Source organism: Pseudomonas sp. GM78 (genome assembly GCF_000282475.1).
Classification (GTDB): Bacteria; Pseudomonadota; Gammaproteobacteria; order Pseudomonadales; family Pseudomonadaceae; genus Aquipseudomonas.
In genome coordinates this window covers 15,765-30,474 of sequence record NZ_AKJF01000132.1, presented here as the reverse complement: position 1 = coordinate 30,474, position 14,710 = coordinate 15,765, and the positions used below count along the sequence as shown (strand labels likewise).

The following is a 14,710-nucleotide window of genomic DNA, read 5'->3' as shown; positions in this document are numbered from 1 at the left end:
GCACAGGCGGCATGTGCACTGTCCAGCCAAGCAAACCATCACCAGGCAGGAAGAACAGCGATGAGCAATGTCATTCTCGAAACCCGGGGGCTGACCAAGGCGTTCAATGGCTTCACGGCCGTGGACTCGGTCGATCTTCAAGTGCAGGAGGGGCATATCCATGCCCTGATCGGCCCCAACGGCGCCGGCAAATCCACGGTATTCAACCTGCTGACCCACTTCCTGCCAGCCACCCGCGGCACGGTGCTCTATCAAGGAAAAGCCATCGGCAAGCTCGCGCCCAACAGGATCGCCCGCCTGGGGCTGGTGCGCTCCTTCCAGATATCGGCGGTGTTCGGCCAGATGAGCGTGCTGGAAAACGTCCGCGTTGCCCTGCAGCGGGAACTCGGCACTTCCTTTCACTTCTGGAAAGCCGCCAACTCCCTCGACCACCTCAACCAGCGCGCCATGCACCTGCTTGAACAAGTCGACCTGCAGGACTTCGCCCTGCACAAGACCGCTGAGCTGCCCTATGGGCGCAAGCGCGCACTGGAACTGGCCACGACCCTGGCCCTGGAACCCAAGGTGATGTTGCTCGATGAACCAACCCAGGGCATGGGTCACGAGGACGTCGAGCGGGTGGTCGAACTGATCCGCAAGGTCGCGGTGGGCCGTACGGTGTTGATGGTCGAGCACAATCTGCGCGTCGTCAGCAGCCTGTGCCATCGCATCACCGTCCTGGCCCGCGGCAGCGTGTTGGCCGAAGGCGACTACGCCAGCGTATCGGCCAACCCGCAGGTGCGTGAAGCCTACATGGGCAAGGAGGCTAGGCATGTCTGACGTACAGAATCCACCACGCGAACAACTGCGCCTGGCCAACGTGCATGCCTTCTACGGCGAGTCGCACATCCTTCACGGCGTCGACATGACGGTCAATCGCGGTGAGCTGGTTACCCTGCTCGGCCGCAACGGCGCCGGCCGCAGCACCATCCTGAAATCGATCATGGGCATGGTCGGCCGCCGCAGCGGCTCGATCTGCATCAACGGCCAGGAGACCGTGAAGACCGCCGCGCACCAGATCGCCCGCCTCGGCGTTGGGTTCTGCCCGGAAGAGCGCGGCATCTTCGCCAGCCTGAACGTGGAAGAGAACCTCATGCTGCCGCCAACCGTGGCCACGGGCGGCATGTCGCTGGAGGAAATCTTCGACATGTTCCCCAACCTCCACGAGCGCCGCAAAAGCCAGGGCACGCGCCTGTCCGGCGGCGAACAGCAGATGCTGGCCATGGCCCGGATCCTGCGCACCGGGGCGAACCTGTTGCTGCTCGACGAGATCACCGAAGGCCTGGCCCCGGTGATCGTCGAGCGCCTGGGCGAAGTGCTGGTGGCGCTCAAGCGCCGGGGCATCACCATCGTCCTGGTGGAGCAGAACTTCCGCTTCGCCGCGCCCCTGGCCGATCGTCATTACCTGATCGAACACGGTCAGGTCGTCGAACACTTCAGCGCCGGGGAACTGGACGGCAAACGCGATCAACTGAACGCCATGCTTGGCGTCTGACCCTGCTGTAAACGACCCATAACAACAATTAGCGCGCTCTCAAGCCGTGGAGATTCGCATGTCTGCAGCATTCAACTTCAGTACCGCCCAGATCGCCCGGGCGATCAGCGCCAGCCTGTTTTGTGGCCTGCTCGCCAGCACCGCGCAGGCCAGTATCAGTGACAATGAAATTCGCATCGGCTACCTCGATGACCTCAGCGGCCCCTACAGCGATCTCGCCGGTCCCGGAGGACTGGAAGCCATACGCATGGCCATCGAGGACATGGGCGGCAAGATCGGCCAGGACAAAATCGAGCTGTTTTCCGCCGACCACAAGAACAACGCCGACCTGGGCGCGAACATCAGCCGCGAGTGGATCGACCAGCGCAATGTCGACCTGATCGCCGGGCTCAACGCCTCACCGGTGGCCATCGCCGTCACCCGCCTGGTCGAGGAAAAGAAACGCTTCGCCATCGTCTCCACCGCCGCCGCTGCCAGCCTGACCAACGAATATTGCACGCCCAACCACCTGCATTACGTGTACGACACCTACTCGGTCTCCAACGGTGCGGCCAAGGCCATCGTCGCCAGCGGCGGTGACACCTGGTACATGCTCAGCGCCGACTACGCCTTCGGCCACGCCATGGAGGCGCAAGTGTCGAAGGCGGTGGTCGAGAACGGCGGTACAATCATCGGCAAGGCCAACCACCCGTTCCAGACCAGCGATTTTTCCTCGTACATCCTGCAAGCCCAAGCCTCGGGCGCCAAGATCATCGGCCTGGCCAGCGCCGGCTCCGACCTGGTCAATGCCATCTCCACCGCCAAGCAATTCGGCCTGATGGAATCCGGCCAGACCCTGGCCAGCCTCATGGTGTTCATCACCGACATCAAGGCCATCGGCCTGCCGACGGCCCAGGGCACCAAGTTCGTGTCCGGCTGGTACTGGGACATGAACGATGAGTCCCGCGCCTGGGCCAGGCGCTACTTCGAGCGCACCCAGCGCATGCCGACCATGGTTCAGGCGGGCATGTACTCCAGCACTTACCAGTACCTCAAGGCGGTGCAAGCCACCGGCTCCGACGACCCGCAGACCGTGCGCGAGTACATGATCAAGACGCCGATCAACGACATGTTCACTAAAAACGGTCGGGTTCGGGTCGATGGCCGCATGGTGCATGACATGTACCTGGCCCAGGTCAAGGCACCCGAGGAATCCACGGGTGAGTGGGATCTGTTCAAGATCCTCGGCACGATCCCGGCGGACGAAGCTTTCCTGCCGCTTTCACAAAGCAAGTGCAAGCTCGTGACGGCCGATCAGAAAGTCGCCAGCACGTTACGCCCCTGACCAAGCCCGAGGACGACTGACATGACCATGCTATTGGGGGTACCCCTGGCAGCCCTGTTCGGCCAATTGTTGCTCGGCCTGATCAACGGCGCGTTCTACGCGCTGTTGAGCCTGGGCCTGGCGGTGATCTTTGGCTTGCTGCGCATCATCAACTTCGCCCACGGCGCGCAATACATGCTGGGCGCCTTCGCCGCGCTGCTGTTGCTCAAGTACCTGAACGTGAACTATTGGGCGGCGCTGTTCCTGGTGCCGCTGCTGGTCGGCGCCCTGGGCATTTTGATCGAGCGCCTGCTGCTGCGGCGCATCGCGCACCTGGATCATCTCTATGGCCTGCTGCTGACCTTCGGCCTGGCGATGATTATCGAAGGCAGCTTCATCAACCTGTTCGGCGTGTCCGGCAGCAATTACCCGATTCCGCCGGCGCTGCAAGGCGGTTTCAAGCTGGACTTCATGTTCCTGCCGGCCTACCGCGCCTGGGTGCTGGCGGCCGGTCTGGGGATGTGCCTGTTCACCTGGTACGTGATCGAGAAAACGCGCCTGGGTGCCTACCTGCGCGCTGGCACCGAAAAGCCGGCGCTGATGCAGGCTTTCGGGGTCAACGTGCCGTTGCTGACCACCCTCACCTACGGTTTCAGCGTGGCCTTGGCGGCTTTCGCCGGTGTGTTGGCAGCGCCGATCTACTCGGTGTCGCCGACCATGGGCTCCAACCTGTTGATCGTGGTGTTCGCGGTGGTGGTCATCGGCGGCATGGGTTCGATCATGGGGGCGATCCTCACCGGGCTCGCCATGGGTCTGATCGAAGGCCTGACCAAGGTGTTCTGGCCCGAATCATCCGGCACGGTGATTTTCCTGGTGATGATCCTGGTACTGCTGGTACGCCCCAACGGTCTGTTCGGAAAGGAGACGTAAGCCCATGAACACTCAATCTCTGCTGACATTCGCGCAACAGCGCGGGATCCGTGAGCGACGCCAGCTCAACACGCTGTACATCGCCCTGATCGCGATCGGCTTGATCGCCCCCTGGGTCGCTTACCCCGTGTTCCTGATGAAACTGTTGTGCTTCGGCCTGTTTGCCTGCTCGTTCAACCTGCTGCTGGGCTATACCGGCCTGCTGTCCTTCGGGCATGCCGCGTTCCTCGCCGCGGGCGGCTACAGCACCGGTTATCTGTTGAGCCAACACCCGGGCATCGGACCGGAACTGGCGATCATCGGCGGGACTGCCGCTGCCGCGCTGGTCGGTGCGTTGTTTGGCGCGCTGGCCATTCGCAGGCAGGGCATCTATTTCGCGATGATCACCCTGGCCCTCGCGCAATTGCTGTACTTCCTGTTCCTCAAGGCCCCCTTCACCGGTGGCGAAGACGGCCTGCACGGCATCAGTCGCGGCAAGCTGCTGGGGTTCATCGACCTGGCGGACAACCACGCCATGTACTACTTCGTGTTGGCCATCACCGTGCTGGGCTTCGCCCTGGCCAAGCGCGTGGTGCACTCGCCTTTCGGGCAGATTCTGCAGGCCATCCGCGAGAACGAAGACCGCGCCACGTCGCTGGGCTACAACGTCACGCGGTATAAATGGCTGGCCTTTGTCATTTCATCGGGCATTGCCGGCCTTGCCGGTTCCACCAAGGCCGTGGTGTTTCAACTGGCAACCTTGTCGGATGCACACTGGCACATGTCCGGCGAAGTGGTGCTGATGACCTTGCTCGGCGGCGTCGGCACCCTGCTCGGCCCGTTTGTCGGCGCCGGCATCGTGATCTCGCTGCAACACCTGCTGGCGCAATCGCCACTGGGTACCTGGGGTACGCCGATCCTTGGCTGCATTTTCGTGCTCTGCGTACTCTGCTTCCGTTCCGGTGTCGTCGGATCGATCAAGCTGCTTGTGAAGAAGAATTTCAAGTGATCCCATTGATCAGCGATAAGGACATGACCATGAATACCTCCGCCGTCTGGACGCCGTCCGCCGATTTCATTGGTCGCACGCGCCTGCATCAGTGGATGCAGGCAGTGGGCGAGCCTGACTATGACGCCTTCATCGAGCGTTCCACCAACGATCCGCAATGGTTCGCCAGCGCCCTGGAGAAGGCCCTGGGCATCGTCTGGGACCAGCCTTATCAAACGCCGCTCAATGCCGCGGGCGGCATCAAGCATCCGCGCTGGTACGAGGGTGGCCGACTCAACATCCTGCGCACCGCGCTGGAACGCTGGGCTGTCGACCCGGAGCACGCCCAGAAAGCCGCGTTGATTTGGGAAGGCGAAGACGGCCAGTGCCTTGAAGTGAGCTACGGCGAGCTGGCGCGGCGGGTCAACAACGTTGCCCAGGGCATGAGTGAACTGGGCGTGGTCAGCGGTGACCGCGTCGCCATCTTCATGCCGATGCTGATCGAGACCGTGGTTGCACTGTTGGCGGTGGTCAAGCTCGGCGCGATCTTCACGCCCGCCTTCTCCGGCTATGGCGCCGAAGCCCTGGCCACGCGCATCGAAGCTTGCGGGGCCAAGCTGCTGATCACCGCCGACGGCTTCATGCGCCGCGGCAGGGTGATCGCCATGAAGGAAGAGGCCGACAAGGCCGCCGCACTGAGCCCGTCCCTGGAAAAAGTCGTGGTGGTGCGACGCCTGGGACGGGACATCCCCTGGCACCCGACCCGCGACCTGGACTTTGCCACGCTGCAAGCCTGCGACGGCAGCCAGTGCCCGACAGCGGTCATGGACAGCCAGGCACCGATGATGATCATCTACACCTCCGGCACCACCGGCAAGCCCAAGGGCGCGGTGCATACCCACGGCGGATTCCCGCTCAAGGCGGCGCTGGATGTCGGTTTGTGCATGGATGTCGGGCAGAACGACCGGCTGTTCTGGATCACCGACATGGGCTGGCTGACCGGCCCGGTGGTAGTCTTCGGCAGCCTGATCAACGGTGCCTGCGCCGTGATCTATGAAGGCTCGCCGGACTACCCACAAGCAGATCGTGTCTGGAAGCTCGGCGCACGTCACCACGCCACGCACATCGGCGTATCCCCCACCCTTGTCCGCTCGCTAATGCAGCATGGCGAAGCCATTGCCCAAGGCCATGACCTCAGCGCCCTGCGTACCTTCACTTCAACCGGCGAGCCGTGGAACCCGGAGCCCTGGCTGTGGCTATTCAATACCGTAGGCCGGGGCCGTTATCCGATCATCAACTACGCTGGCGGCACCGAGATTGGCGGCGGCATCCTGACCAATGTGCTGATCAAGCCGATCGCCCCGGTAACATTCAACAGTCGCATGCCGGGCATGGCGGCTGACGTCTGCGATACCCAGGGCCAACCGGTGCGCCAGGCACTGGGCGAGCTGGTGCTTCGCCAGCCGTGGATCGGCATGACCCAAAGCTTCTGGCAGGAACCGCAGCGCTATGCAGACTCATACTTCAACCGTTTCCCTGAAACCTGGGTGCACGGCGACTGGGCGATCATCGATGGCGAAGGTTTCTGGACCATCACCGGTCGCTCCGACGACACCCTGAACGTGGCCGGCAAGCGGATCGGCCCTGCGGAAATGGAGTCGATCCTGGTCAGCCACGCCCAGGTGCTTGAGGCCGGGGCCATCGGCGTTCCCGACGAGATCAAGGGTGAAGCCCCGGTGTGTTTCGTGGTGCTCCATCCAGGCAGCGAACCGACCCCCGCGCTGGAAACCGAACTGCTTGGCCTGATCGGCACCCGGTTGGGCAAGGCGATGCGTCCCAAGCATCTGCACTACGTCAGCGAGTTGCCCAAGACCCGCAATGGCAAGGTCATGCGCCGGGTGATTCGCGCCGCTTACCTGGGCCAGGACGCGGGCGACCTGACGTCGATGGAAAATCCTGCCGCCCTTGAAGTCATCAGTCGCTGCCACCTGCAGCCTGTATCATCGGGAGCCTGAACATGAACCCGACGCAACGTACCGTGGTGGTCACCGGCGCCGCCCAGGGCATCGGCCTGGCGATTGCCCGGGCCTTCGCCGCCCAGGGTGATTTCGTGGCCTTGTGCGACGTCAACCTGGCGGCCGCCGAGCAGGCCGCGAGCAGCCTGCCCAACGCTCGCGCCTATGCGCTGGACGTCACCAGCGAGGCGCAGATCGTCGCCTTTCATGAGCAATTGCTAGCAGAGCACGGCGCCGTGGATGTGCTGGTGAACAACGCCGGGTTGCAGCACATCGCGCCCGTGCAGGACTTCCCGCTGAGCCAATGGAACACCCTGTTGGCCGTGATGCTGACGGGGCCATTCCTGATGTGCAAACACGCCCTGCCGGGCATGCTCGAACAGCAGAGCGGGCGCATCATCAACATCGCTTCGGTGCACGGCAAACTGGCCTCGCCCTACAAGAGCGCCTACGTTGCCGCCAAACACGGCCTGATCGGCCTGACCCGAACCCTGGCCCTTGAAACCGTGAATCGAGGGATCACCGCCAACGCCATTTTGCCCGGCGCCGTGCGCACTTCCCTGGTGGAAAACCAGCTGCCGCAACTGGCGGCCCAGGACTGCATCAGCGAAGAAGAAGCGCTGCAACGCCACATCCTGGCGCGCCAACCGCTCAAGCGTCTGCTGGAACCGAGCGAGATCGGCGACAGCGCCGTGTACCTCGCCTCCCACGCTGCGCGCGCCATTACCGGCGAGTCGCTCAGCGTGGCCGGCGGCTGGTGACCGGCATGGATCTCGCCGCGCTTGCCGGCCACCGGTTCGCGCAATGCCAATGGTCGTTCGAAGCCGAACGCGTTTCGGCCCTGAATCAGGCCATTGGCATGCCCCCTTACATCAATCTGCCGCCAACTCTCGCCTACAGTGCCGACATGGACCAGGGCGTGGTCGAGCAGCTGTTCACTCTGACCGGTCTTGAGGCCCATCAACTGCTGCATGGCGAGCAACACTTTCACTATCACCAGCCATTGCGGCCAGGCCATGTGTACCGCAGCAGCGCGCACCTGAGCGAGGTCATCAACAAGCCGCGTTTCAGCCTGTTGCACAAGCACACCCGGTTGTTCGCCACGGATGGTTCCCTGGCGTGCGAGATGCTCAGTATTTATGTCGCCGTCCCGAAACCGGGCGCGCCCAACGCCGGACCTGCGCTCGAGACACACGATTCGCCGGCACGCATCGCCCCCGAGATCAGTCGGGAGCAGATCCAGGCATTTGCCAGCGCCTCGGGGGATCACAACCGCGTCCACCTGGAACCGGCCATTGCGCAGAAGGCCGGGCACCCGGACGTGTTTGCCCAGGGCATGCTCGGCATGGGTTTGCTCGGCAGCCTGCTGCCCGGCTCGCGCCTGCGCCGTTTTGGCGTGCGCTTTCTGTCGCCCATTGCCCTGGGCGATCACCCGAGGCTGTACCTGTCAGGCGGCACCCGCCGCAACCTGATACTGGCCAACGAGAACAACCGCATTCGCATCAGAGGCTACGCCGAACTCGACTGAACCGCGCATAATCGGAGAAGATCCATGCATGTAGACAACGCCATACGCTCCCGCAAATCGGTCCGCCGCTTCCTGCCCATGGGCATTTCCAGGCCGGTGATTGAACATATCCTCAAGGTGGCCTCCCGGGCGCCCAGCGGCAACAACGTGCAGCCGTGGCATGTCCATGTGCTGACCGGCGATGCCAAGCAAGCGCTGTGTGCCGAGATCCTGGCGTCCACTAGCGAAGCCGGCCAGCATGATCCTGAATACCAGTACTACCCGGACAACTGGTTCGAACCCTATCAGGGCCGGCGTCGCGCCTCCGGTTATGGACTGTATGAAGCGCTCGGCATCGACCGCAACGACCGGGAGGCCCGCGAGCACCAGAACCTGCGCAACTTTCACTTCTTCGACGCGCCGGTCGGCCTGTTGATCAGCCTCGATCGCCGACTCAATACCGGCAGTTACATCGACCTGGGCATGTTCATCCAGAACATCATGCTCGCCGCTCGCGGCCAGGGCCTGCACACCTGCCCCCAGGCCGCGTTCGCCTGGTATCACCAGATCGTCCGCCGGCATGTACCCCTGGCGGATGAGGACATCCTGGTCTGCGGCATCGCGCTCGGGCATGAGGACCGCGACGCACCGGAAAACAGCCTGCAGACACAGCGCGAGCCGGTCGCGGCTTTCACGTCCTTCCATGGTTTCACCGAGCACGTGCCGGGGTAACCGGGTAGCCCCAATGAAAAAGGCGATGGTATATGACCATCGCCTTTTTCTTGGGCTTTGTCGCCGGCTTCAGACCGGGCAGGCAAACATCAGAAAAACGCCTGGATTCCAGTCTGCGCCCGACCGAGGATCAACGCATGCACGTCGTGGGTGCCTTCGTAGGTGTTGACCACTTCCAGGTTGACCAGGTGACGGGCCACGCCAAACTCGTCGCTGATGCCATTGCCACCCAGCATGTCCCGCGCCAGGCGTGCGATATCCAGCGACTTGCCGCAGCTGTTGCGCTTCATGATCGAGGTAATTTCCACCGCGGCCGTGCCTTCGTCCTTCATCCGCCCCAGGCGCAGGCAACCTTGCAGGGCCAGGGTTATTTCCGTCTGCATGTCCGCTAGCTTCTTCTGGATCAACTGGCTGGCAGCCAGCGGGCGACCGAACTGGTTGCGGTCCAGTACGTACTGGCGCGCGGTGTGCCAGCAGTCCTCGGCCGCGCCCAGTGCGCCCCAGGCGATGCCATAGCGCGCCGAATTCAGGCAGGTGAACGGGCCGCGCAGGCCACGCACATCCGGGAAGGCGTTCTCTTCGGGACAAAACACGTTATCCATGACGATTTCGCCGGTAATCGACGCGCGCAGTCCGACCTTGCCGTGGATGACCGGCGCGCTCAGGCCCTGCCAGCCCTTCTCCAGGACGAAGCCGCGAATCTGCCCTTCATCGTCCTTGGCCCAGACCACGAACACGTCGGCGATCGGGCTGTTGGTGATCCACATCTTGCTGCCGGTCAGGCGGTAGCCGCCGTCGACTTTTCGTGCCCGGGTGATCATCGAGCCCGGATCGGAGCCGTGGTTCGGTTCGGTCAGGCCGAAGCAGCCGATGTAATGACCGCTGGCCAGCTTGGGCAGGTACTTCTGTTTGGTGGCTTCATTGCCGAATTCATTGATCGGCACCATTACCAGGGAGGACTGCACGCTCATCATCGAGCGATAGCCCGAGTCCACGCGCTCGACTTCCCGGGCGATCAGGCCATAACACACATAGTTCAGGCCGCTGCCGCCATAGCTTTCAGGAATGGTCGCGCCGAGCAGGCCGGTCTCGCCCATCTCGCGAAAGATCGCAGGGTCGGTCTGCTCGTGACGAAAAGCCTCCAGCACCCGAGGCGCCAGCTTGTCGGCGGCGAACTGCTGGGCACTGTCGCGCACCATGCGCTCTTCTTCGGTGAGTTGCTGATCGAGCAGCAGCGGGTCGATCCAGTTGAAGCTTGCCTTGTTGGCCATGTGTAGTTCTCCGGTTGGGTTCTTGTAATGTTGGTCAGTCGAGGCGTTCGATCACGCAGGCAATGCCCTGCCCCAGGCCAATGCACAGGCTGACCAGGGCGTAGCGGCCGTTGCTGCGTTCCAGTTGGCGCACCGCGCTGTAGGCCAGGCGAGCGCCGGAAGCACCCAGCGGGTGGCCGATGGCAATGGCACCACCGTTGGGGTTCAGGCGCGGATCATCGAAGGCCACGCCGAGTTGCCGGGCACAGCCGAGTACTTGTGCGGCGAACGCTTCGTTGATTTCGATCAGGTCCATGTCGGCAAGCGTCAAGCCTGCGCGCTGCAAGGCCTTGGCGCAGGCCGGCACCGGGCCCAGGCCCATCAGGCGCGGTTCGACCCCGGCCACGGCGCCGGCCAGGATGCGCGCACGAGGCCTGAGCCCGGCCTTCTCACCCATGGCCCGCGAACCAATCAGCAGCGCTGCCGCACCATCGTTGATGCCCGAAGCGTTGCCCGCGGTGACAACGCCGCCGTTAAACAGCGGTTGCAGGTCCGACAGTGCTTCGAAGTTACTTTGCGGGCGCGGATGCTCGTCACGGTCGACGATCTTCGCTGGCTGCTTGCGCCCTTGCGGCACTTCGATCGGCAGGATTTCACCGGCCTGGAACCCCTCGCGCACGGACGCGTCGAACAACGCCTGACTGCGCGCGGCATAGCGGTCGGCGTCCTCGCGAGTGATGCCCAGTTCACGGGCGACGTTGTCCGCCGTCTGCGGCATCGAATCGGCACCGAACCCGGACTCTACCTTCGGGTTGGGAAAGCGTGCGCCGATTGAGCTGTCGTACACATGAAAATCACGGGACCATGCGCTTTGCGCCTTGGCCACCACAAACGGCGCACGACTCATGCTCTCAGCGCCACCAGCAATAAACAATTCGCCCTCGCCCGAGCGCACGGCACGCGCAGCATCCAGCACGGCGGCCAGGCCCGAACCGCACAGGCGATTGACGGTCAAGCCGGCAACGGCCGTCGGCAGGCCGGACAGCAGTGCAACATGACGCGCCAGGTTGCGCCCGTCCTCACCGGCCTGACTGCTGCAGCCGGCGATCAAGTCTTCATAGTCGCGCACGTCGAACGGGTTACGCGCCACCAGGGCACACACCACACTGGCCAGCAGGTCATCCGGGCGCACAGCGGCCAGGGCGCCAGCGTGACGAGCGAAAGGCGAACGCAGGCCATCGTAGATATAGGCGCTCATGCTTGCTCCTCGGGGGTGGTCAGGGGCAGGCCGAGCTGCACACGACGCCGCAGCCAGGAGCTGACCCGGTAGCGCGGCTCCTGATACAGCTCATGCAGTCGGTGCAGGATCTGCTGGATCTGCAAAGCACCGTAATGGTCGCCAAAACCCAGCGGACCATGGGGGTAACCGAGGGCCAACTGCACCGCACGGTCGAGGATCGCGGGTTCGGCGATGCGCCGCTGGGCAATTTCGCAACCCAGGTTGACGATGCCGGCGAGCACGCGCTGGGCGATGAAGCCCGGCGAGTCATTGATGACTTCCACCGGTACACCATCGGCCCCCAAGGCCTGGCGTGCCTGGGCCAGGACCTGTGGATCGAGCGCCGGTTGGCGCATCAGCACGCGGCGCGTGTCGAAACCGACGAAGGTCTCCAGCGCCAGGCTACGGCACGGCGGCAGTCGCTTGCGGGCGATCACGCTGCTGGCATCCTCGCCCAAAGGCGTGACCAGGCAGATGGCGTTCGCACTCGGTTGATCGGCCTGCTCCAGGGCCAAGCCGGCAACCGACAACACTGCGGCGATCCGCTCGCGCATGGCCGAGTCGTCGCAGTCCAGCCAGAACGGCTGGGTGATCGCCACCTGCGGATGCGCCTGCTCTGCTTGCTCGACCACGCTACCGTCCTGATAACGATAAAAACCCTGCCCGGTCTTGCGCCCGAGCAAACCACTGGCCAGACGCGGTGGCACCAACGCCGAGGGGGTGTAGCGCGGGTCCTGGTAAAACTGGGTGTGAATCGACTCCATCACCGCATGGGAGATGTCCAGGCCGGTAAGGTCGAACAGCTCGAACGGCCCCATGCGAAAGCCGAGGCTGTCCTTGAGGATGCGATCGATCTGCGCCGGGGTAGCGATCCCTTCGCCGAGGATGCGCAAGGCCTCCGGACCGAAGGCCCGCCCGGCATGATTGACCAGGAAGCCCGGTGAGTCGGGCGTCGTCGCGGCAAAATGACCCGCGTTCCCGGCCAGCGCCGCCAGGCGCTGAACCACCTGCGGGTCGGTCAGTTCGCCACGGACCACCTCGACGATTTTCATCAGTGGCACCGGGTTGAAGAAGTGCAACCCGGCCACCCGTTCGGGATGCTTGCAAGCACTGGCAATCAGGCTCACCGATAAGGATGAGGTGTTGGTCGCCAGCACTGCATCGGGCCTGACGACTTCCTCCAACGCGCGGAACAACGACTGCTTGGCCTCGAGGTTTTCCACGATCGCCTCGATTAACACATCACAATCGGCCAAGGCCTCAAGGCTGATGGCCGGGCGCATGCAAGCCAGTGCAGTCGCCAGTGCTTCACTGCTCAACTTGCCCTTGGCGGTGGATCGCTCTAGCAAGGCCCGATTGGCTTGCAGCGCTTCTTCCGTTGCTTCGCTACGGCTGTCATACAGCAACACCGGAACGCCCGCGGAGGCGAACAACTGGGCGATCCCCCGGCCCATGGCACCGCTGCCGATCACACCGATCTGTCTGAACGTATTCACATGCACCTCCTCAGATTGCCCGTTCCAGCTCCGGCACGGCCTCGAACAGATCCGCCACCAGGCCGTAGTCGGCCACCTGGAAAATCGGCGCCTCTTCGTCCTTGTTGATCGCCACGATCACCTTGGAATCCTTCATGCCAGCCAGGTGCTGGATGGCGCCGGAGATGCCCACCGCGATGTACAACTGCGGCGCGACGATCTTGCCGGTCTGGCCGACCTGCATGTCGTTGGGCACGAAGCCGGCATCGACCGCGGCGCGCGACGCCCCCACGCCCGCACCGAGCTTGTCGGCCAGTGCATAGAGGTGCTTGAAGTTGTCACCGTTCTGCATGCCACGGCCGCCCGACACGACGATCTTCGCCGCGGTCAGCTCCGGGCGGTCGGACTTGGCCAGTGCTTCACTGACGAACGCCGACCGGCCACTGTCGGTGACCAGGCTCAGCGCTTCGATGGCGGCATTGCCCCCTTCGGCGGCAGCGGCGTCGAACCCGGTACTGCGCACAGTGATCACCTTGACGGCGGCAGATGACTGCACCGTCGCGATGGCATTGCCCGCATAGATCGGGCGCTTGAAGGTATCGGCACTTTCGACCGCGATGATCTCCGAGATCTGGTCGACATCCAGTTGCGCGGCAACCCGTGGCAGGATGTTCTTGCCGTTACTGGTGGCGGCGGCGAGGATGTGGCTGTAGCCCTTGCCAAGCTCGGCAACCAGAGGCGCCACGTTTTCCGGCAATTGGTGAGCATACGCGGCGTTGTCGGCCAGCAGCACTTTCGCCACGCCAGCAACCTGCGCCGCCGCTTCAGCCACGGCGCCAGCGCCATGGCCTGCGACCAGCAGATGAATGTCGCCACCGATCTGCTGCGCGGCGGTCACGGTATTGAGGGTAGCGGCCGCCAGTGCCGCATTGTTGTGTTCAGCGATAACCAGGATAGCCATTAGATTACCTTCGCCTCGTTCTTGAGTTTCTCGACCAGTTCGGCCACCGACTTGACCTTGATACCCGCGCTGCGCGCGGCCGGCGCTTCGACTTTCAAAGTCTGCACGGTGCCCGCGCAGCTCACGTCCAGGGCGCTCGGGGTGAGCACCTCCAGCGGCTTTTTCTTGGCTTTCATGATGTTGGGTAGCGACGCGTAGCGCGGCTCGTTCAGGCGCAGGTCGGTGGTGACGATGGCCGGCAGTGTCAGCGCGACCGTCTGTGCGCCGCCGTCGATTTCGCGGGTCACGGCCACGCTGTCGCCGCTGATTTCGACTTTGGAGGCGAAGGTGCCCTGACCGTAGCCGCTCAGTGCCGCGAGCATCTGGCCGGTCTGGTTGTTGTCGCTGTCGATGGACTGTTTGCCGAGGATCACCAGCCGAGGCTGTTCCTTGTCGACCACCGCCTTCAACAGCTTGGCCACGGCCAGGGAACCCAGGTCTTCACCGGTCTCGACCAGAATGGCACGGTCGGCGCCCAGAGCCAGCGCGGTGCGCAGTTGCTCCTGAGCCGCGCTGCTGCCGATGCTGACGACCACCACCTCGGTGGCAACCCCCTGCTCTTTCAGGCGCACCGCTTCTTCCACGGCGATCTCGCAAAAGGGGTTCATCGCCATCTTGACGTTGGCCAGGTCAACGCCGGAATGGTCCGCCTTGACGCGAACCTTGACGTTGAAATCGACCACGCGCTTTACCGCAACCAGTACTTTCATAGTGTGTT

General features: G+C 63.6%; 14 protein-coding genes. 9 read left to right on the top strand and 5 right to left on the bottom strand.

The window, feature by feature from the left end:
* The first annotated feature begins 60 nt into the window (after positions 1–60).
* Genes PMI35_RS10200 through PMI35_RS10235 form a run of 9 tightly spaced genes read left to right on the top strand, consistent with a single transcriptional unit; the run spans position 61 to position 8,988 of the window.
* Positions 61–819 carry an ABC transporter ATP-binding protein gene (locus PMI35_RS10200; protein ID WP_008062392.1) on the top strand — a complete coding sequence of 253 codons (759 nt, stop codon included), beginning with the start codon at positions 61–63 and terminating at the stop codon, positions 817–819.
* Positions 812–1,534, top strand: a complete 723-nt coding sequence (locus tag PMI35_RS10205; RefSeq protein WP_008062391.1) for an ABC transporter ATP-binding protein — start codon at positions 812–814, stop codon at positions 1,532–1,534. The genes PMI35_RS10200 and PMI35_RS10205 overlap by 8 nt, the downstream gene beginning before the upstream one ends.
* 58 nt (positions 1,535–1,592) lie before the next feature.
* Positions 1,593–2,858 (top strand): ABC transporter substrate-binding protein, encoded by a 1,266-nt coding sequence (locus PMI35_RS10210; RefSeq protein WP_008062390.1) that lies wholly within the window; start codon positions 1,593–1,595, stop codon positions 2,856–2,858.
* A 21-nt stretch (positions 2,859–2,879) separates the two neighbouring features.
* Positions 2,880–3,767, top strand: coding sequence for a branched-chain amino acid ABC transporter permease (locus PMI35_RS10215; protein ID WP_008062389.1), 888 nt, complete (start codon positions 2,880–2,882; stop codon positions 3,765–3,767).
* Positions 3,768–3,771: 4 nt separating this feature from the next.
* Positions 3,772–4,755, top strand: a complete 984-nt coding sequence (locus tag PMI35_RS10220; protein ID WP_008062388.1) for a branched-chain amino acid ABC transporter permease — start codon at positions 3,772–3,774, stop codon at positions 4,753–4,755.
* A gap of 29 nt (positions 4,756–4,784) precedes the next feature.
* Positions 4,785–6,749, top strand: a complete 1,965-nt coding sequence (locus PMI35_RS10225) for an AMP-binding protein (protein ID WP_008062387.1) — start codon at positions 4,785–4,787, stop codon at positions 6,747–6,749.
* Positions 6,750–6,751: 2 nt separating this feature from the next.
* Positions 6,752–7,510 (top strand): 3-hydroxybutyrate dehydrogenase, encoded by a 759-nt coding sequence (locus PMI35_RS10230; RefSeq protein WP_008062386.1) that lies wholly within the window; start codon positions 6,752–6,754, stop codon positions 7,508–7,510.
* Positions 7,511–7,515: 5 nt separating this feature from the next.
* A complete protein-coding gene (locus PMI35_RS33360; protein WP_008062385.1) occupies positions 7,516–8,277 on the top strand; it encodes an FAS1-like dehydratase domain-containing protein in 762 nt (253 codons plus the stop codon).
* Positions 8,278–8,301: 24 nt separating this feature from the next.
* Entirely contained in the window at positions 8,302–8,988 is a 687-nt protein-coding gene (locus PMI35_RS10235; protein ID WP_008062384.1) for a nitroreductase, read from the top strand.
* 89 nt (positions 8,989–9,077) lie between these two features.
* On the opposite strand, the gene PMI35_RS10240 is transcribed toward PMI35_RS10235, so the two are convergent.
* The 5 genes from PMI35_RS10240 to PMI35_RS10260 are packed head-to-tail and all read right to left on the bottom strand — an operon-like array spanning position 9,078 to position 14,702.
* Positions 9,078–10,259 (bottom strand): acyl-CoA dehydrogenase, encoded by a 1,182-nt coding sequence (locus PMI35_RS10240; RefSeq protein ID WP_008062382.1) that lies wholly within the window; start codon positions 10,257–10,259, stop codon positions 9,078–9,080.
* A gap of 34 nt (positions 10,260–10,293) precedes the next feature.
* A complete protein-coding gene (locus PMI35_RS10245; RefSeq protein ID WP_008062380.1) occupies positions 10,294–11,496 on the bottom strand; it encodes a 3-oxoadipyl-CoA thiolase in 1,203 nt (400 codons plus the stop codon).
* Positions 11,493–13,013, bottom strand: coding sequence for a 3-hydroxyacyl-CoA dehydrogenase (locus PMI35_RS10250; protein WP_008062378.1), 1,521 nt, complete (start codon positions 13,011–13,013; stop codon positions 11,493–11,495). The genes PMI35_RS10245 and PMI35_RS10250 overlap by 4 nt, the downstream gene beginning before the upstream one ends.
* Before the next feature lie 10 nt (positions 13,014–13,023).
* Positions 13,024–13,953, bottom strand: a complete 930-nt coding sequence (locus tag PMI35_RS10255) for an electron transfer flavoprotein subunit alpha/FixB family protein (RefSeq protein WP_008062376.1) — start codon at positions 13,951–13,953, stop codon at positions 13,024–13,026.
* Positions 13,953–14,702, bottom strand: a complete 750-nt coding sequence (locus tag PMI35_RS10260) for an electron transfer flavoprotein subunit beta/FixA family protein (protein WP_008062374.1) — start codon at positions 14,700–14,702, stop codon at positions 13,953–13,955. The genes PMI35_RS10255 and PMI35_RS10260 overlap by 1 nt, the downstream gene beginning before the upstream one ends.
* Between the last annotated feature and the right edge of the window lie 8 nt (positions 14,703–14,710).